This window comes from Chitinophaga dinghuensis (genome assembly GCF_003259435.1).
Taxonomy (GTDB): Bacteria; Bacteroidota; Bacteroidia; order Chitinophagales; family Chitinophagaceae; genus Chitinophaga; species Chitinophaga dinghuensis.
This window is the reverse complement of sequence record NZ_QLMA01000010.1, coordinates 170,915-189,416: the sequence shown is the minus strand read 5'-3', so window position 1 is coordinate 189,416 and position 18,502 is coordinate 170,915. Positions and strand designations below refer to the sequence as shown.

The 18,502-nt window shown below is 42.0% G+C and carries 16 protein-coding genes and 3 tRNA genes; 12 read left to right on the top strand and 7 right to left on the bottom strand.

Annotation, left to right across the window (positions count from 1 at the left end; translation table 11 throughout):
- Position 1: 1 nt before the first annotated feature.
- The 3 genes from CLV59_RS25960 to CLV59_RS25950 all read right to left on the bottom strand — a co-directional run bounded on the left by CLV59_RS25960 (position 2) and on the right by CLV59_RS25950 (position 3,026).
- Positions 2-934, bottom strand: coding sequence for an ABC transporter ATP-binding protein (locus tag CLV59_RS25960; protein ID WP_111595022.1), 933 nt, complete (start codon positions 932-934; stop codon positions 2-4).
- A gap of 53 nt (positions 935-987) precedes the next feature.
- Complete coding sequence (locus CLV59_RS25955) at positions 988-2,550, bottom strand: NAD(P)/FAD-dependent oxidoreductase (protein WP_111595021.1); 1,563 nt, start codon at positions 2,548-2,550, stop codon at positions 988-990.
- Between the two features lie 92 nt (positions 2,551-2,642).
- Positions 2,643-3,026, bottom strand: coding sequence for a DUF3127 domain-containing protein (locus tag CLV59_RS25950; protein ID WP_111595020.1), 384 nt, complete (start codon positions 3,024-3,026; stop codon positions 2,643-2,645).
- Between the two features lie 549 nt (positions 3,027-3,575).
- Between CLV59_RS25950 and dnaA the strand changes: the two genes are divergently transcribed.
- From dnaA to CLV59_RS25910, 9 genes are all read left to right on the top strand, one after another.
- The gene (dnaA, locus tag CLV59_RS25945; RefSeq protein WP_111595019.1) at positions 3,576-5,009 is read left to right on the top strand and encodes a chromosomal replication initiator protein DnaA; all 1,434 of its coding nucleotides are present in this window, start codon (positions 3,576-3,578) and stop codon (positions 5,007-5,009) included.
- Positions 5,010-5,055: 46 nt separating this feature from the next.
- Positions 5,056-5,289, top strand: a complete 234-nt coding sequence (locus CLV59_RS25940) for a hypothetical protein (RefSeq protein WP_111595018.1) — start codon at positions 5,056-5,058, stop codon at positions 5,287-5,289.
- A tRNA-Ser gene (locus CLV59_RS25935) sits at positions 5,251-5,339 on the top strand. The genes CLV59_RS25940 and CLV59_RS25935 overlap by 39 nt, the downstream gene beginning before the upstream one ends.
- A gap of 18 nt (positions 5,340-5,357) precedes the next feature.
- A tRNA-Pro gene (locus CLV59_RS25930) sits at positions 5,358-5,432 on the top strand.
- Positions 5,433-5,719: 287 nt separating this feature from the next.
- On the top strand, positions 5,720-7,048 hold the full coding sequence (gene chrA / locus CLV59_RS25925) for a chromate efflux transporter (protein ID WP_111595017.1): 1,329 nt from the start codon (positions 5,720-5,722) through the stop codon (positions 7,046-7,048).
- Between the two features lie 325 nt (positions 7,049-7,373).
- A complete protein-coding gene (locus CLV59_RS28830; protein ID WP_146616325.1) occupies positions 7,374-7,742 on the top strand; it encodes a hypothetical protein in 369 nt (122 codons plus the stop codon).
- Positions 7,743-7,907: 165 nt separating this feature from the next.
- Complete coding sequence (locus CLV59_RS25920) at positions 7,908-8,438, top strand: RNA polymerase sigma factor (RefSeq protein WP_111595016.1); 531 nt, start codon at positions 7,908-7,910, stop codon at positions 8,436-8,438.
- A gap of 28 nt (positions 8,439-8,466) precedes the next feature.
- Positions 8,467-10,788, top strand: coding sequence for a serine-rich family protein (locus CLV59_RS25915; protein ID WP_111595015.1), 2,322 nt, complete (start codon positions 8,467-8,469; stop codon positions 10,786-10,788).
- A 193-nt stretch (positions 10,789-10,981) separates the two neighbouring features.
- Positions 10,982-11,056, top strand: a tRNA-Pro gene (locus tag CLV59_RS25910).
- Between the two features lie 104 nt (positions 11,057-11,160).
- On the opposite strand, the gene CLV59_RS25905 is transcribed toward CLV59_RS25910, so the two are convergent.
- The 3 genes from CLV59_RS25905 to CLV59_RS25890 all read right to left on the bottom strand — a co-directional run bounded on the left by CLV59_RS25905 (position 11,161) and on the right by CLV59_RS25890 (position 13,310).
- Positions 11,161-11,397: a YceI family protein gene (locus CLV59_RS25905; protein ID WP_111595014.1), complete on the bottom strand. Its 237-nt coding sequence runs from the start codon at positions 11,395-11,397 to the stop codon at positions 11,161-11,163.
- Between the two features lie 318 nt (positions 11,398-11,715).
- A complete protein-coding gene (locus CLV59_RS25895; protein WP_146616324.1) occupies positions 11,716-12,573 on the bottom strand; it encodes a hypothetical protein in 858 nt (285 codons plus the stop codon).
- A 182-nt stretch (positions 12,574-12,755) separates the two neighbouring features.
- Entirely contained in the window at positions 12,756-13,310 is a 555-nt protein-coding gene (locus CLV59_RS25890; protein WP_111595012.1) for a LemA family protein, read from the bottom strand.
- Between the two features lie 553 nt (positions 13,311-13,863).
- On the opposite strand from CLV59_RS25890, the gene CLV59_RS25885 reads away from it, so the two are divergent.
- Entirely contained in the window at positions 13,864-14,613 is a 750-nt protein-coding gene (locus CLV59_RS25885) for a LytR/AlgR family response regulator transcription factor (protein WP_111595011.1), read from the top strand.
- A gap of 5 nt (positions 14,614-14,618) precedes the next feature.
- Here CLV59_RS25885 and CLV59_RS25880 read toward each other — a convergent pair whose 3' ends face one another.
- The gene (locus CLV59_RS25880) at positions 14,619-16,823 is read right to left on the bottom strand and encodes a tetratricopeptide repeat protein (RefSeq protein WP_170137930.1); all 2,205 of its coding nucleotides are present in this window, start codon (positions 16,821-16,823) and stop codon (positions 14,619-14,621) included.
- 407 nt (positions 16,824-17,230) lie between these two features.
- On the opposite strand from CLV59_RS25880, the gene CLV59_RS25875 reads away from it, so the two are divergent.
- Complete coding sequence (locus CLV59_RS25875) at positions 17,231-17,803, top strand: hypothetical protein (RefSeq protein WP_111595009.1); 573 nt, start codon at positions 17,231-17,233, stop codon at positions 17,801-17,803.
- A gap of 163 nt (positions 17,804-17,966) precedes the next feature.
- Positions 17,967-18,497 carry a TolB family protein gene (locus CLV59_RS25870; protein WP_146616322.1) on the top strand — a complete coding sequence of 177 codons (531 nt, stop codon included), beginning with the start codon at positions 17,967-17,969 and terminating at the stop codon, positions 18,495-18,497.
- Positions 18,498-18,502: the final 5 nt, after the last annotated feature.

The window sequence follows — 18,502 nt, the reverse complement described above, 5'->3', positions numbered from 1 at the left end:
TTCAGGCAGGTTGAGTTGCGGCGAGGTTTTCAGTACGTTGTACCTGTGAGATAAATACTTCATTGATGCTGGGAAGAATCTCTTCAAAATAGGTAACAGGAATTTCCTGGTTAATAAAATGAAGGAGAATGTCGTTGGTTGTACTGTCTGGATTGAGTTTCAGTACGTAGGCATTATTTTCCACATTTACAATGGTGAAGTGCCAGGTGGCCATCTGTGCGGGGTTGGGCATAACGCCAACACCTATACGAAACAGTCCTTCCTTGAAATCTTGTCGTATTTGTTTAACGCTGCCGTCCAGGATTTTATGTCCTTTGTTTACCAGCATGATATGGTCGCATATTTCTTCTACTTGTTCCATACGATGGGTAGAGAAGATAATGGTGGTACCATTTTTACTGAGATTGAAAATTTCCTGTTTCAGGAGATTGGAGTTGATAGGGTCCAGGCCGGAAAAGGGTTCGTCGAGGATGAGCAGTTTAGGTTCATGCAGGATGGTGGAGATGAACTGTACTTTTTGCTGCATCCCTTTACTAAGTTCATCGACTTTTTTGTTTGCCCAGTTGTTCAGTTCAAATTTATCGAACCAGTATTTGATGCGGGCAACGGCAGTTTTCTTATCGAGCCCCTTTAGTTGTGCGAGGTAGAGGACTTGTTCTCCTACCATCATTTTTTTGTAAAGGCCTCTTTCTTCCGGCATGTAGCCGATGTACTGAAGATCTTGTAATTGGTCAAAGGGTTTGCCGTTGAGGAGGATGTTACCGGAGTCGGGATAGAAAATGCCGGTAATCATGCGGAGGAGAGTTGTCTTTCCTGCGCCATTGGGGCCAAGCAGGCCAAATATGCTACCCTGAGATATATTGAAGCTGATATCATCTACCGCTTTGTGGGTGGCATAGTGTTTTTTCAGGTGTTGTACTTCCAGGAGGTTCATGATGAAATTTAATCATAAATCATGAGAAACCTCCTGGAGTAGCACGAAAATGTTTAGGAGACTAATTTTGCTGCAATTATGGCTGCCACGCGTTCTCCATCCATGGCGGCAGAAACGATACCGCCGGCATAACCGGCGCCTTCGCCGCAAGGGTAGAGGCCTTTTACCTGTGGATGTTCCAGCGTATCATTTTCCCTTGGGATACGAACAGGAGAAGAGGTGCGGGATTCGGTGGCTACCAGTACCGCATCGGAAGTATAGTAACCTTTCATTTTTTTGCCGAATGCTTTAAAGGCTCCTGCCAGGCGGGTATGCACAGTAGCGGGGAGTACTTCGCGGAGATTCACGCTGTTGAGGCCAGGCACATAAGAACATGCAGGGAGAGAAGCAGATACTTTGCCATTAACAAAGTCTGTCATGCGTTGAGCTGGCGCCACGAATTTTCCACCGCCGGCATTATAGGCAGCGATTTCTACTTCACGTTGATAGTACATGGCGGCTAGGTTGCCTTTATCAGCAAATGGCTGGAAGTCGGATGCTTCAATGCTTACAACCATTCCGGAGTTGGCGAATGGATTATTTCTTTTGGAAGGGGACCAGCCGTTGACAACGAGTTCTCCTGGATCTGTGGATGCGGGAGCGATGATGCCGCCGGGGCACATACAGAAGGAGAAGACGCCGCGGCCATCTACTTGTTCTACGAGGCTATAGCTGGCAGGTGGCAGGTATTCTCCTCTTAGTGCGCAATGATATTGGGCGCTGTCGATCAGTTCCTGCGGATGCTCCACGCGTACGCCGAGGGCGAATGGTTTTGCTTCCAGTAGGATATGTTGTTGATCGAGCATGATAAAAATGTCACGGGCGGAGTGGCCGGTGGCGAGGATGAGATGTTGGCCGGTGAAATATGCGCCGCTGGCGGTTTTCACGCCTTTCATCTGTCCATCCTGGATATCTATATGATTAATACGTTGATCAAAGTGTACTTCGCCACCACAATGGATAATTTGTTCCCGCATGGCGGTAATAATATGTGGTAGTTTATTGGTACCGATGTGGGGATGTGCGTCGATGCCGATTTTTTCATCGGCGCCGAACTGGATGAATATATTAAGGATACGGTTGATATCGCCGCGTTTATTGGAGCGGGTGTATAGTTTACCATCGGAGTAGGTGCCTGCGCCGCCTTCGCCGAAGCAGTAGTTGGAGTCTGGGTTGACGATACCTGTTTTATTGAGGGCAGCGAGGTCTCTTCTGCGGGCGCGTACGTCTTTGCCACGTTCTATGATAATGGGTTTGATGCCTGCTTCCAGGAGTCGTAATGCTGCGAAGAGTCCTGCCGGGCCTGCGCCTGCGATTAGTACGGCAGGGGCATTGGCGGGGAGTTCTTTATAGAGAAGGGTATTGCGGTCATTTTTGTGGAATGGTTCATTCACAAAAACCTGGATGGTGAGGATGAAGTATGCTTGTCTGGAACGGGCGTCTATAGAGCGTTTGAGCAGGTTATAGCCGGTGATGGATTTAGCCGGGATGCTGAGAGCGGCGGCAGCGGCGGCAGTAATAGCGGCGGGTGCGGCAGCATCAGCTGGCAGTAATTTTACGGATACTTGATGAATCATGTTAGGTAGTTATCCTAAAGAAATACGGATTTGGAGAGTTCCGGTGTTGGCCGGTGGACTCTTCAAATCCGTAAGTTATTAAATGTAATTTCTTAGAAAGGGAGATCGTCGTTGCTATCGCCGCCGGCAGGCATTTGCGGCGTATTATAGTTAGGCATTGCATCAGCTCCTGGTGCAGGGGCAGCCATAACAGATTCCATACGCCAAGCGTCGAGGTTGGTGATGTAGTTTACTTTACCATCTTTTTCCCAGCGGGTACCTTTGATATTGAAATAAACTTTAACATTTTCACCCTCATTGAACCGGTCAACAATACCAGTGCGGTCCTGTACAGCCTGGAATTTGATGTAGTTATTGATAACACGGCCGTTGATATCATCAGATTTTTCGATAACGAATTCTCTTGTTTTAAAGGTTTCGCTACGTTGCACCGTATTATATTTCACAATCAGCTTTCCGGTAATTTCAAAACTCATAGATAATTAATTTAAATTCAGAAGGTCAAAGATAGGTATTCGATAAAGGGCGTACAAATAATTTTTATTTGAGTACAGGCGCGCGGGTATATAAAAAAATAGTTGCGTATAAACTAGTCCTAAACACATTTTTTTTAATGGAGATACTAACATAGTTTTGCACCCTCGCAAAAAAAAGTGTGAATATCTCCGGATTTTTCCTGGAGAAGAAACATGTGAAAAAATCAGTACGATGTTATTTTATCATGAATGCGATACTATTTATGATAAAATAGACAATGCTTGAGAAAAGCGATTGCAAATCAGACTGGTTTTAAATGCTAGAAAAACGCGGTATGTCAGTGCTGTAAAGCGCTGGGAGTGGGCTAACAGAGGGTGTTTGCACACTGTATTCAGGATAATATAAACAAGGGTAGATAAATTTTTTTTTTCAACATTTTCTACAGATATTCGTCGTCCTGTCTGAACATTTTTTCGACATCCTGCGTTGAGGAATAGCGAATTCGAGAACATCCTTAATTAAGAAACAAACTAATTTTTTTTATCTCAATGAATAAAACTTGCGAACAAGTTTGGGAAAGGTGTCTTAATATAATTAGGGATATTGTTGAGTGGCAGCCATTTAAGACATGGTTTGAACCTATTAAACCCATTAAACTTGAAAACAATGTTTTAACCATCCAGGTCCCCAGCCAATTCTTTTACGAGTATTTGGAGGAGCATTATGTGGGATTGTTAGGAAAAACCATCAAGAGAGAATTAGGTAAAGAAGCCCGGTTGGAATACCGCATTGTAGTAGAGAACGGTACGCCACACCAGAATCCCAGAACTGTAAACATGCCGACGCAGTTTACGAAGCCCCAGAAAGACAATGAAGTAGATTTTCCGTTAACGATTCAGAATCCGGTAAAGAATCCATTTGTGATTCCAGGGATTAAGCGGGTACAGATAGATTCACAGTTGAATCCGAATTATACCTTTGATTCGTACATAGAAGGTGACTGTAACCGTGTGGCACGACGTGCCGGCAAGACTGTAGCAGAAAAACCTGGAGGTACTTCATTTAATCCGCTGGTAATTTATGGCGGTGTGGGATTGGGGAAAACGCATCTTGCACAAGCAATAGGTAATGAGGTGAAGCGCATTCACCCAAACAAGGCCGTATTGTATGTAAGTGCGGAAAAATTCATCAATCAGTTTATTGATCACTCAAAGAATAATATCATCAATGACTTTATACATTTTTATCAACTGATAGATGTATTAATCGTAGATGATATCCAGTTTTTTGCGCGTGCGGAAAAAACACAGGATGCGTTCTTTGCTATTTTCAACCATTTGCATCAATCAGGTAAGCAGCTGATTCTTACATCAGATAAAGCGCCGAAAGATCTGGATGGTGTACAGGAGCGTTTATTAAGCCGTTTCCGTTGGGGATTGAGTGCAGATATTCAAATCCCTGATTTTGAAACCAGGATGGAAATTCTGGAGATGAAGATGCGGAACGACGGTTTGGAAATGCCTAAAGAGGTAGTGAAGTATGTAGCTTATAATATTCAGACGAACGTAAGAGAGCTGGAAGGGGCGCTGATTTCCCTGCTGGCACAATCTTCTCTGAACCGTAAAGAAATTGATCTGGAGCTGGCGAAACGCGTGTTGAAGTCATTTGTAAAAACATCTTCTAAAGAGATTACGATAGAAAGTATCCAGAAGATGGTCTGTGAATATTTCGATGTACCTTATGATAAGCTGTTGCAGAAGACGCGTAAACGCGAAATTGTGCAGGCTCGCCAAATAACAATGTATCTGGCAAAATCTTTTACCAAAAATTCCCTGAAAACAATCGGCGAACATTTTGGAGGAAGAGATCATACTACCGTTATACACTCTTGTCAGACCGTAAAAGATCTGATGGATACCGATAATAATTTCCGTGACAGTGTGATTGAACTGCAACAAAAAGTGCAGTTAGCAGCAATGTAGACCCCCTGTAACCTATTTACATCGTGCCCCCGCTATAAGCGGGGGCATGTTTGTTTTTAGAGGTATCGTGCGCTGTAATGCAGTGCCATGGCGGGTTTGGTCATATGATGAGCCGTTGCTTATTCGATTGATTTTCATCTCTTTGAAAATTTTTTTAAAAAAAATATCATTTGCTTTTGGTGGATTTAAAATAATTCCTATTTTTGCAACCCCTTCAGAGAACAACTACGAAGGAAAACAAGGTGAGGTGCCTGAGTGGCCGAAAGGAACGGTTTGCTAAACCGTCGTACGGGTTAAACTGTACCGAGGGTTCGAATCCCTCCCTCACCGCTGAATACAAACCGGGATCGGGGCGTAGCGTAGCCCGGTTATCGCGCCACATTTGGGATGTGGAGGTCGCAAGTTCGAATCTTGCCGCCCCGACTAAAAAGAGGACAAGTCATACAGACTTGTCCTTTTTGTTTTTACTCCTTTTTGTTTTTTTCTCTTTCTATCTGTTGATTCCGGAAATGGTTTTAATGCCTGTAAAATCCTTTCTTTTTAGTCTTCCTGTATACTGATGTCATTTACTACTGTAAATGGTCTGATAACGCCTGATTTAGCCTAATACGCCTTGTCGATGAATGTGTTGAACGGTGGCATTTTTTCATATTCTTCCGCGTTATAATTGGTAAATTTGAATCCCCGTTATACGAGAAAAAAAAATAGGGATGGATGTAACTGCAGAACAATGTAAAGTCAATAAACCCTCTTTCAAAGAAGCGCTTCGCTTTTGGTTTATTCTTGGCTGGATCAGCTTTGGAGGAACGACTGGACATGTTACGATTATGCATGATTTTCTGGTCGATAAAAAAAAGTGGATCAGTAGCCGCAAATTCTTTCATGCACTGAACGCCTGTATGGTATTACCCGGACCAGAAGCGCACCAACTGGCTATATATATTGGGTGGAAACTCCATGGGATAAAAGGTGGTATTGTTTCAGGATTGTTGTTTGTACTGCCTTCCATGATGATTATACTGGGATTAAGTATCGTGTATGCATTGTTTGGAAATACGCCTTTATTGGTATCCGTGTTTAATGGCCTGAAGCCGGCAGTATTAGCCATCATTCTTTTCGCTACATGGAAAGTTGGACAGAAGGCATTGACAAGTTATCTGCACTATACCATTGCCATCGCTGCATTTGCATTGTCATACTTCGGAAAGATATCAATGCCATGGATCATTTTAGGCGTTATCATCACCGCCATCCTCGTCAATGCTTTTATCCCAGGTTTACTACATCTCAAAAAGCAGGAGGAAGAAACTAGTGAGGCCGAAGATGCCTACTATGTAAACGTAAACCAGGAAATACCGCCTATTTCAAAACGCGCCTTGCTGAAACAAGGTGCTGTATTCCTTTTGCTATGGCTGATTCCATTCCTGGGAATGATTGTATTTCTATTGGATGGCACTTTCTGGAAAAAATTGTCGCTGTTGTTTACGCAATCTGCATTTCTTACCGTAGGAGGATCTTACACCGTTATTCCATATGTAGCGGAGTTAGTGACCAGACATCTTTCCTGGCTTAGTAAAACACAGATGATAGATGGTTTTGCACTGGCGGAAACAACACCCGGACCTCTGGTGATCGTACTGACCTATGTAGGATTTATGTCTGCCTACAACCATTTTGCGGGATCATTGATCATGGGAACGATTGGTTTACTGGCGGCAGGCTATTTTACTTTTCTGCCCAATTTCCTGTTGATTTTTATGGGAGCATCCCTGATTGAGCGATCTCAGAAAAACAGGGTGATAAAAGCTGTTCTTTCTCTCGTAACAGCAGCCGTGGTGGGGGTAATCGTGAATCTGGCCTTTTACCTGGGAGGAGATATTTTATTCCGGCATCAGGGCGTTGCTTTCGCGAATATTGACTGGATAGCTTTGGGGTGGGTTGGTATGGCCCTGATGATGCTGACTAAATTCCGGTGGAATATGTTGCTGGTGGTATTAATCAGTTTACTGTTCGGCCTTGTCAGGTATTTTCTGCTGTAGTAGTTGCTAATGGGAAAAACAAAAGCGGAGACATGCTCGCTGTCTCCGCAAAAGGGGCCAACAAGATAACTCCTGCTACCCGGACAGATATTTAAGATGAATGATGAAAATTTTGAGGATAAAATAACAGGATGTAGGTTGGCATAAAGGTAGTTAGGCAGACACGCGTCCGGGGGCTTAAAATGGCAATTGGTATCTACTTTCTCTTAAGTGGTCACTTTAGCCGTATAAGTGTCATACGCCAACTTACCTACTGGAAAATATTTTGATTTGTACCCAACCTTTCGATTCATATCCCCCGTTTACTATTATAAACAAACTTTCTATGAAATATCTACCCCTCTATTTCTTGACATTAGTGCTAGGCATATGTTGCATTATCGGATGCAGAAAGGATAATAATGAACAGACCTTGCAGGAGCTTAAAGCTAAGAATGCTGCTTTAGCTTTAGATTCCACAGGGCATCCCCGTGACACTACGCGTCATGATACGATCCCTCATCCTGGGGACACGACTAGGCCTCATTGGCCAGACAGTCCTCATCATCCGGTAGACACGCCTCGTTGGCCGGTGGACAGTCCGCGTCATCCGATAGATACCCCACGTTGGCCGGTGGATACACCCCGTCATCCGGTAGATACGCCAAGATATCCGGGTTCTGATACGTTGAGAGGGTCCACAAGGAGATTCTGATGACGTATAACCGATCATGTTAGTATGCCCAAAAACCTGTTTTACATTTTTTACATTTGTAAAGCAGGGGTAAAACACAACCGATAGTTGCTGTAGGACTGAAAAGTCTATAGCAACTTTTCCCTTTTTGATAACCCATATTAAGTACCGTAACAGGTTGATCCTTTGGAAGATTTACAGCAATTGGTACGTGAGTGCCTGGTGAATAACAGACGTAGCCAGGAGCAGTTATACCGGAAGTTCTATCCGGCACTATTCTTATTGTGTAGAAAGTTCTTCAGTCAACCTGAAGAGGCAGTGGAAGTGCTGAATGATGGAATGCTGCAGGTATTTACCCAACTGGAGAAATATGACGCGGCGAAAGGGGAGTTATTTAATTGGGTATATACTGTCGTCCGAAATACGGCACTGGATAAAATCCGTAAGAAGAAATGGCCGGTACATGCAGCTATTGAAGAAGATGTGATTGTTACGCAGAATAATATAATGAGCAAACTGGCCTGGGAAGATATTTATAAGTTGCTCGATACGTTATCACCTTCTACCAGGGCTGTCTGCACACTGTTCTACCTGGAAGGTTTTCCTATAAAAGAAATTGGAGAAATGCTACAACAAAGTCCTGGCACTGTAAAATGGCACCTGAGCGAAACACGAAGTAAATTGAAACCGATATTGGAGCAATACTACCTTAAATGATTTCTGAGTGAGCGAAAGTAATTTGCATATGCAATTTTTTAATGAGGAAAATGTACCCATTCCTCTGCCACCTGCTGATAGTAGTTGGAAGCTCATGGAACAGGCATTGAATAAAGCCATGCCCGTGAACGCTCCCGCCGGCGGGAGTGAGTCGCCTCATGCAGGTAGTCTTGGCGTTAAATTGCTCACCATCGCCAAATATATAGCTGTCACTGTCTTCTGTGCAGGCGTTATTGCTTACGGCGTTTATCGAATGACTGCAGCCAGAAAAAAAGTGGCCCCGGCTGAAGACCACTCCACCATGACAAGAGACAGTGCTTTGAAGGTAACTGATTCGGGTTCACTTAAAACAAAGAATGCGGAACAAAGCAGAGGAATGTCTCAAATGGAGACTGTGACTACAAGCGGAGAGGGCGTAGTGGCTGGAGATGTAGTAAATAATGGAATGTCAGGGGCTGTGTCTTCCAATGCTAGCGTTGGCAGTACCGTATCAGGTGGCGTTGCAAGTAATGGGTTATCCACATCGGGGAATATATCTGCTAATAAGAATAGCCATGGTGCTGTAGCTGGAGGTAATGCAGGAAGTCGAGAATCTGGTTCGAATATTGGTCGTACCGTATCAGGTGGCGTTACAAGTAATGGGTTATCCACATCGGGGAATATATCCGCTAATAAGAATAGCCATGGTGTTGTAGCTGGAGGTAATGCAGGAAGTCGAGAATCTGGTTCGAATATTGGTCGTACCGTATCAGGTGGCGTTACAAGTAATGGGTTATCCACATCGGGGAATATATCTGCTAATAAGAATAGCCATGGTGCTGTAGCTGGAGGTAATGCAAGAAGTGGAGAATCTATTTCAGGAAATGTATCTTCCAAAGGAAGTAGTGGGAATACCATACCAGGTAGCATTGCAAATAATGGGTTATCCACATCAGGGAAAGTACCTTCCAATGCACACAGTAAAAGGCCAAAATCAGTAGCGCCAGTTGGAAGTAGGTTATCCACATCTGGGGATATGCCTTCCAATGGAAGTGGCCGTGGAATAGTAACAGCTGGCGGAGCAGATAATAGATTATCCAACGCAGGGGGTAAAAGAGCATCTACTACTGTTGCGAATAATGGGGCATCTTCCTCTGAGAATATCACTATTAATAGAAACACTGTTGTGAATAAGAATGGATTGTCTAATCACCCGAAGCTTACTTCAGAAAAGAATATATCAACGGGGAAATCGTTGAAACTCGTAGATGGTCAGGCTTCACAAGGAAATCCTGGCAAGAAATATATAGGTAAACATTTACCTAATCAGACTACAACCACTAACGGTTTATCAGGAAATGATAAGGAAAATCAGGCTACATCAGAAAACGCTACAACCAATACAAAAGAAGAATCAGCATCCCATATATCATCATTGGTGAAGCCTGGGATAGTGACTGCTAATAACCGCAAAAAAAATATCGCTGCTGCGCAGAGAAAAGGTAATAACGGAAAGTCTCAACCTTCTCCAATTAACACAGCTGTTTCCGCTGCAGCAAATAGTCCTCTACCCGCAAGTTCCTCTGAAACAGGTACTCCTGCAATAACAGCGCCCTTGTATGCTGGGATTCAGTTCCAACCAATAAGAACAGTAAGGAATCATTCATCCTCTCCATTGCAAGTAAGTGCTGAAACCATGGGACGTATAACGAATTACCGAATGCCGAAAAATACGTTCCATACGCCGGGCTATTGGGAAATCATGGGGCAATGGAGCATTCCTATACCTATTACCAATAATCCTGGCTACTATAAAGGGCCTTCCGGAAACACACAATTTTATAGATTATTGATTCCTGGATTCCGTGCCCAGAGAACATGGAATAATGCTGCCATTAGCTTAGATCTTAACCTTATGGCTACTCAGATTTATGACAAACAACCCTATTCACGTATCCCCAGCGGAACCAGTTCAATAGATGAGCAGTCCTTGACCTTATTGCAAACTTTCGGCTATAAGGCAGGCCTGGCATATCACCACCGACTCGTAGGTCAGTTCTTTGGTAGTGCCGGAATACAAGCCTATTTAGGACATACAGGCTCCATACAGGAAACGTCTGCTACCAGAGATACTTTTGGTATTCATAATAAAACTATCATCTATATGAACAAAGGTAGTTTGTGGAATAGTCTCGGGAAGTTCCAGGGAAACATCACAGCAGAACTATATTATGATCATAAAAGATGGCAAGCCGCTGCCCGCACTGCAATTCCCGTACTACATACTGCCAAAGATTCCATCGGAACCAATATGAAACCAGCCATTCAGCTGGAAATACTCCTCAGATGGAAAATTTGGAAGAATAAGTAGGCGCCTGCAAGAGTGGCCGTGGAAGCGACTCTTGATTGGTTAGTCGGCTGAAAGCTATTGTGCCGGCTATCTCCCTGGAAAAATATTTTTCAAAAAAATGAAAATCAATTTGGTTTTCTCGCAAACTTATCGCTACCTTTGCACTCCGCAATCAGGGAATCAAACATCTGAATTGCACACCGGAACAAGGTTCCGGGGCGTAGCGTAGCCCGGTTATCGCGCCACATTTGGGATGTGGAGGTCGCAAGTTCGAATCTTGCCGCCCCGACTTAACAGGACAAATGAGATTCATTCTCGTTTGTCCTGTTTTCTTTTAGGGAAACTCTTTGTCCAGCGCTTATATTAAACGCACCGCTTCTTTGATGTGAGTAGCTATTTATCTTTTGCTACCACCTTCATAAGAAGTTCAACCTCGTCCCAAACAGCTTGATCAGCTAAATTATCGTAAAACTTACCCGATCTGTAACGAATACCCCATTGTGTCCGATCGATGACCAGTTTGCCATTCGCTTCAACAATACCGTCTTTAACTTGAATTTTGGCCGGAAAAGTAACCGGGTGCATGTTGATTGCAGCTGTACCACCTACAAGACTGTCATTTTCGATCATCAATTCACCTTTTGATATATAAACGTATCCTATATGTTCTTCCGCAAAATCGAAAACTGGAATTAGATCCGAATATCAAAATTGTTGTTATACGTGGCAAAGGCTATAAGCTTGAAATTAGTGCTGTGTAGTAAGACTTTTTTATTGGCCGTTGAATTGGAGTATAATAGATTTATGTGAACGCTAGGATACTGTAAATAAGACGACCTGTAAGTCCAACTTACAGGTCGTCTTCGAAATTTCCCCAACTGGAACTCAACCAGCACAGTATCTTTTACAATAGCTGTTGGAAATTTTCATTAGCAATGGCAAGCAATATTAGTCTGCTTTTCTAAAGTTATATTTGAAATCCCAGGCAGCACCATCCCCATCAGTGAGTTTTTGTGTTTGCAGGAAGCCGGTTTCTGCATTATAGGTGTTAATAGCCTCAAAGGTATTACTGCTGGTGTTACCGTTTGAATTGGCGGTAAAGGTCCGTTTAGTGAAATTTCCAGCGCCACGAGGTACCTCCAGGAATTCGTCATAAGTAACCATGTAGAAATACAGGAATGGGTTCTTCTCAAATGCATACTGGAACCCATTTGGCTTATTGTCGTAGAAATAATTATAGGTATAGGTGTAAGAACTTTTACCGCTGCCATCAAGGTTGCTGGTACCAGAAACAATATTCATGGTGGTCAGGTTGCCACCAGTTAGGGTGTACTCCGTGTAATTTACATATTTACGCCCTTCTCTGATAATACTATCCTTGCTTCCCATTAAAACGGCCAGGTTATTCTTCATGGCATATTCATAAGTCGATTTAGAAGGATTATCAATAGACCATGAGGTCATCGTGATTTTGTCGTTATTATATGCAACACTGTCGGTGTATTCTACCTTGTTATTTTGAGTATTTACATATTCCACTTTTTTGCACCTACCGTCTGTGCCATATACGAAATTGTAGTAATAACGCCAGTTGCCATTTCCTGCATTATCAGTATAGACACTCTGGATAATGTTATTCTTAAAAACAAAGCTATCAACTACCTGCCCGATTTCATTATCTACAACTGTTAGCGGCAGATATTGTTGAACGGAGGGGGTATTATCATCTTTCTTGCCACAACTGGTCATTATAAGAGCAAGCATTGCTGCGCCTGCAGCCATTTTTAACATCATTCTTTTTTTCATAAGTATTAAGTAATTATTAATAGCGAGCATAAATAGCATCTCTAGCGGAGGTAAACAGGCATTGGGTACTGTATTACCTTCCAGGATTGCTGAATTGATGGTGTTAGGTTTTATAGGTTTTGGACCATTATTCCCTAGCTAGAATAACAGTTGTTGGTTCCTCACAGGTTATATCATTATCACTAATTGTAAGACAGACTTTGTAGTTTTATATTCAGGAATTCCCTTCTGATTTCAAAAATTGCTTTTGTTTTGTACCCCAGTAAATCGGCAAAAATGTTTCCTGGGAAAGAAATGACGGCTTTGTTATAATCCATTACTACATTATTATAAACCCTCCCGGAGGCTGAAAAATGGTCCTCAATATCTGTCCACCTTTTCTGCAGTTGGAGAAAATTATCGCTGAACTTGAGTTCGGGATAATCTTCTGCTGCCTCCATAATTTGTTTTAATGTACTAGTTATGTTGTTATTGAGTTCTATTTTCTCAATTTCACCAATATGATAGGAAAGAGCACTTGCATGCATTCTCGTCAAATTAATCAGCGCATCACATTCATAATACATATAGGATTTAATAGTATCTATCAATTCGGGGATTAAGTCGTAACGGTCTTGCAGCGCTGCATTGATGCTTTGTGTTGCGCTATCCACCTCATTCTTTCTTCGAATAAGGTTATTACAAAAATAAATTGCAGGTATTGTTGCTAGCCCGGCTGCAATCAATCTGATGTCCATGTTTTACTTCCTTATTGTTTAATAATCATGTTAGTTACAGCCCAGATAAGCGCATCTTGACGATTGGTCCTCGTTCAAACTACAGTCTGTGTTGAATTGGTCAGTAACTATCATCGTTAGGGGTACGATTCCGACTACTTCGTTACATTTTTTCTACGAAGTAATCTTCAGAATAGGGTATGCTGTTTAGCCACAGTTTCTTAATACGATATTTTTTTTGAAAGGTTATACGAAACATGTTGGTTTTACAGGATACGTAAAGTATAGATGGTAATGAATTACGAATCAAAGCGGATATTGAATACATTGTTTCCTGAACACGCTCTATCTGACAGCCAATGACATCAATAATGCTTTCGTTACTCAAAAGTGGAAAAAAAAGGGATTTAAAAATCACCCGGTAGATAACCATAGGCGAATAATCTATAAAACGTATCAGCCAGTATATGAAAATATCGGCGTCAGCTTACCTAAAAGTATTTCAAAATAGATGGGAGGGGGATTTTATTGTTAGCGTTATATATTTACTAATAATTAATGTATTTTGGACGCGATGAAGTATACTTGCTTGGTTATAGAGGATAACATCATAGAGAGGGATCTCTTAGAAATGTACCTCCACAAAATCAATATCCTTGAAATAAAAGCTATCTGTAAAAGTGCCGCTGAAGCATTTAAGATACTATCCACTACAAAGGTTGATATTATATTTTCAGATATAGATATGCCCGACATTTCAGGTGTTGAGCTATTGAAAGGCCTTAAAAACCCACCAATTTTCATCTTCATCACCTCTCATCTGGAATATGCTGCGGAGAGTTTTGAACTCGACGTAATGGATTTCATCCCTAAGCCGCTTAGCATGGAACGGTTAATAAAATCCATAAATAAAGCGATAGAACACCTCGATCTCAGAAAACAGGTACAGACTTTAACATCAGAACAGAAAAGTGATCCCGATTTTTTCTTCATAAAAGACAGCAAAGGCTACGCACGTATCAACTACGAGGAAGTCATCTATATGGAGAGCATTGGAGATTTTTCTAAACTACATACTGTGGATGGGCATACTTACACAGCCTTAATCAATCTTAAAAACCTTATCCTGCAGTTACCAGGCTTCTTTGTCAGGGTGCACAAACAGTACCTTATCAATTTCAACAAAATTTTGAGTGTGAGTAACCACGAAATTATTCTGGAAAGCGGTGTAAATATACCTCTTAGCCCTTCCTATCGCGAGGAGTTACTTCAATTGATCAACCACCGAACGCTCAACAGGGTAGCGAAGAATTTAGGGGTTTAGTTATTTTAGTCAAACTCCTTCAATTCTTTAGGAGCGAAGGCTTTAGATGGCATAGATAATATAAAAATAGTCCCTTGTTCATCATTGGGGGAAGCCGTTAATTGGGCATTCATCATGGCTGCAAATGTTTTGCACAATGTGAGTCCAAGACCAATACCCTTTTCGCTATTTGTACCAGCTGTGCTGCGGCCAAGTTCAATATTCTTAGGGCTATTGAACCGTTGTAACTGCGTTTCTCCCAAACCAATACCTGTATCTGCTATACAAAGCCTGACCAGTTGGAAGTCATGTTCAATCTTAACATCAATACGTCCTCTTTCCGGCGTAAATTTTACCGCATTGTTCAACAGATTTCTAACGATTAATGAGACCATATTTAAATCACCAAACGCCTTAGCTTCGGTATCCTGAGAGAAAGATATGCGAAGATGCTTCTGGGATGCATCTGCTTCTGCCGCAGTCACCAGCTCCTGCACCAGATGACCAATCTCCAGCATCTTTAAATCCGGTTTAAATCCTTGTATTTGACTATACGCCCAGTTTAACAGGTTTTCCATCATGGAGGAGGTATGTCGTAATGTTTGACTTAAACTGAGCGTGTATGCTCTTAGCCTTTCCTCACTAAGATTCCCATGTTCCAATAGTTTGGAAAAGGATATTAGAGAATTCACTGGTGCACGCATGTCATGACTTACCACCCCTAAAATGCGATCTTTGACTTTCCCTAACTCTTCCAGTTCGGTCTTTTGTTTTAATACCAGGCGATTTAATTGCTGTGTTTTGCGGTGTGCCCGGTAAACCAGTAACGCTGCTCCCGACAATGCCAATACCAATAATCCTAAAAATATAGCGAGGTTCCTATTTAGTCTGGCCTTGGTTTCTTGCTTCAGGATCTTTTCATCCCGATACTTTCTGTCTAAGCTGGCGTTTAGGCGTTGCCGTTCCAATTCACTCTCCTTCTGCAACTTTTCCTTTTCCAATATTGCCTGTTTCTGCAAGAGGGCCAATTTCTCGATTCGCATTTCCTTTTCCTTCAATTCCAGCTGTTGCTTTCTTTCTCTTGCCTCCAAGGTTCTTTTTTGCAGCGCAAGACTCATCACATGCTGCCTGCTCTTATAGTCATTTTCTTTGACCAGAAAATCCAGTTGCAAACGTTTACGGGTTATTTCCCTTTCCTTTTCCTCATTGAAAATCTGATCGCGAAAACGAATGTAGGCTTTAAAATATTCGAGTGCTTTTGTGAATTGTTGCTGTTTTTCTGCCAGCTTGCTCAGTGCAAGATTGGCATCTCGTTGCAAGGCAGGTAAGTGATTCTCCTCACCAATACTCAGTGCTTCCGTTAGCAAAGGAGTTGCCTCATGATATTGTGCATGTTCGATATAGAAGTCGGCCAAGGCTAACTGATCCAGTGCATAGTCTCTTTTATTATATAAACGCTTGTTAGATGCTAGCGCCTTCTGAAATGCATCCAGGGCTTGTTCTGAAGATCCATTTACACTTAATATCTTCGCGCGCGTGCGGTAAATGGTGCCAAAAAGAGAATAATCCTGGAGTGGATTAGCAAAACCCAGGGAAAGATCCAGGAAGTTAAGGGCCACCTGATACTTTTCTGTCTTACTCATACCCAACTCCTTCTCATCAGCCAGGAAATAATTGGCCCCCATATTTGCATAACTCAGCGCTAAGCCATATTCTTCCCCCTTAAATTGTTTAAAGACCTGCACCGCCTGTTCTAAATAAGTAATGGCAGTTTTATACTGTTCCAGGCTTTTATAAGCATCGGCAATATTCACATAACATCCGGCAGCATTTAGTTTGTTATCTAACTCATTATAAACAGCAACTGCTTTTAGATTTGCGCTTAGTGCCTTATCGAAATCTGACCAACTGGCGTACATGGCGCCCATGTTATAATAGATGTCTCCATACAACTGTTTATCGCCAATTTCCAGGGATTTCCTGATCCCTTTGTTATAGGTATCTTCCGCCTGAATAAAATGTCCGTGACTTTGATAATAGAATCCCAGGGAATAGTAGGCACGACCAATAAAAGAGGGCAGCTTTAATTTTTCGGCAAGCTTAATGGCCCTGTCTACATAGATTTCTGCCTTATCGATCTCACCAAGCTTTCCATAACTCTTATAGATCTTTACGTAGCGTTCCAGCTTGTTTTTGTCTTCCGTCCGGTATTGACTATCTGCTAGCAGCAAGCTGTCTAGCGTTATTTTAACCTGCTTTTGGGCAAATCCTGTTTGAAAAATAAGAAGTAAGAATATGAGGTGATAGCAACGCAATTTCATGTTCGGCAGGCATTAAAAATGTGGCGCAAGATACGAAACAGCGTCATAAAAGCTATTACCTGTTAAATGATAATATTCGTGATGATAGGGAGCACAACTTAACAGGGAGCGAGTTTTTTCGCCTGAATATCGGCGTATGATTTAGCGAAAAAACGTTTTGCAGGAAAACAAAAGTAATCTCTATTCCAGAAATGTTATTTTTATTAAGAGAGCGTAACTGCTGTAACATGGAAGTTATCATGATGAAAACCTTCCCAAAGTAACAAAATCTTCCATGAACTGGTAAACAACGTATCCCTGGAATAAACATTAGAAACATGAATAAAACCTTATTGCTGCTACTGGCGCTCGGAACTGGAATCACTGTTAGCGCACAACAACTGGATAATGCGCCCGCAAAAACTCCCTATAACAGATTCATTCCTCTACAGGGAACTCCCTATACAATAGCCTATAAGCTAGATACCACAAAAAGAGGCATTGCTACGAAGCATATGCTCTTTATCAACAAGGGGGATACCACCAGGGTGGATTATCCTGGGATCTCCATGCTTTGGGGTGTTCAACAGGTGAAACTGGACCAACACCATCTCAATAAAGTGATAGTAACTATTCACCGAAAGAATAATCCTCGTATCCACAAACATATTGATATCTGGGAGAGCCCTTTGAAATTATATATCGTTTCTACAGATGGGAAATCAAACCAACAACTGACTCCCAATGTGTTTTTTGTGGATAACTACATCATTGATAGCAATAAGGCTACTATTGCCTGTCGCGGTTTTTTTGATAATAATGCCAATGAAAAACTAGATCGCAAGGATACGAAAGATACATTGGTGTATGACCTTATTTCCCTTAAACAGATAGCTGGTAAGGTACAGTAATATCCTCCTGAAGACCAATAGCAATGAAGTATATTAAATATCATGCTATGCTTATCAAGCTAATGCTTACAAGAAAAGATGAGTCGAAATCCTAATAAATACTTTATTAGTAGTATGTATATTGCATTGTAGCATAATTTAATGCAACCCTAACTCTATTTCTATGAAAAAAATTCTCATGGGCTCTTTTGCCCTGATGCTTTTCTCTGCATCCATCCTACTATTCCAAATGAGTTGTAAAAAATCTGCTGATGCAGAACCAGGACCAGGAACAGGAAACGGGAATGTGCCCGTTGCTACAACGACCACTTTAGGTGGGGTGATCGTAGGTTCCGGACTGAACGTCACCGCTGCAGGGGTTCTCTCTGTAAATGCCGGCAACAGCGGCGCAACTCAGTTGAATAAAGTGGTATTTACAAAATATATCAGCGGTTCCGGATCAGAAATTTGGTTGATGAACTATGATGGTTCCGGACAAACGAAAGTCAACGTCGCTTTAAGTGCTAACCAAAAAATTGGAGATGATGCAAGGTTGTCTCCGGATGGTAAGAAACTGTTCTTCATTGTAGCTACAACAGGATTGAGTAACAACAAAGAAGATATCTACTCTTGCGATATCGACGGTAAAAATCTCGTGAAACTGTATGATATGCCTGTAAGTGGCGGACATACTTACTTAAGTGGAGCGTATTAATAAAC

What these genes read in the sequence shown, in the direction of transcription:
- CLV59_RS25960 (WP_111595022.1), bottom strand. Translation starts at nt 934, where the DNA reads ATGAACCTCCTGGAAGTACAACACCTGAAAAAACACTATGCCACCCAC.
- CLV59_RS25955 (WP_111595021.1), bottom strand. Translation starts at nt 2,550, where the DNA reads ATGATTCATCAAGTATCCGTAAAATTACTGCCAGCTGATGCTGCCGCA.
- CLV59_RS25950 (WP_111595020.1), bottom strand. Translation starts at nt 3,026, where the DNA reads ATGAGTTTTGAAATTACCGGAAAGCTGATTGTGAAATATAATACGGTG.
- dnaA (WP_111595019.1), top strand. Translation starts at nt 3,576, where the DNA reads ATGAATAAAACTTGCGAACAAGTTTGGGAAAGGTGTCTTAATATAATT.
- CLV59_RS25940 (WP_111595018.1), top strand. Translation starts at nt 5,056, where the DNA reads ATGTTTGTTTTTAGAGGTATCGTGCGCTGTAATGCAGTGCCATGGCGG.
- chrA (WP_111595017.1), top strand. Translation starts at nt 5,720, where the DNA reads ATGGATGTAACTGCAGAACAATGTAAAGTCAATAAACCCTCTTTCAAA.
- CLV59_RS28830 (WP_146616325.1), top strand. Translation starts at nt 7,374, where the DNA reads ATGAAATATCTACCCCTCTATTTCTTGACATTAGTGCTAGGCATATGT.
- CLV59_RS25915 (WP_111595015.1), top strand. Translation starts at nt 8,467, where the DNA reads ATGCAATTTTTTAATGAGGAAAATGTACCCATTCCTCTGCCACCTGCT.
- CLV59_RS25905 (WP_111595014.1), bottom strand. Translation starts at nt 11,397, where the DNA reads ATGATCGAAAATGACAGTCTTGTAGGTGGTACAGCTGCAATCAACATG.
- CLV59_RS25895 (WP_146616324.1), bottom strand. Translation starts at nt 12,573, where the DNA reads ATGAAAAAAAGAATGATGTTAAAAATGGCTGCAGGCGCAGCAATGCTT.
- CLV59_RS25890 (WP_111595012.1), bottom strand. Translation starts at nt 13,310, where the DNA reads ATGGACATCAGATTGATTGCAGCCGGGCTAGCAACAATACCTGCAATT.
- CLV59_RS25885 (WP_111595011.1), top strand. Translation starts at nt 13,864, where the DNA reads ATGAAGTATACTTGCTTGGTTATAGAGGATAACATCATAGAGAGGGAT.
- CLV59_RS25875 (WP_111595009.1), top strand. Translation starts at nt 17,231, where the DNA reads ATGAATAAAACCTTATTGCTGCTACTGGCGCTCGGAACTGGAATCACT.
- CLV59_RS25870 (WP_146616322.1), top strand. Translation starts at nt 17,967, where the DNA reads ATGAAAAAAATTCTCATGGGCTCTTTTGCCCTGATGCTTTTCTCTGCA.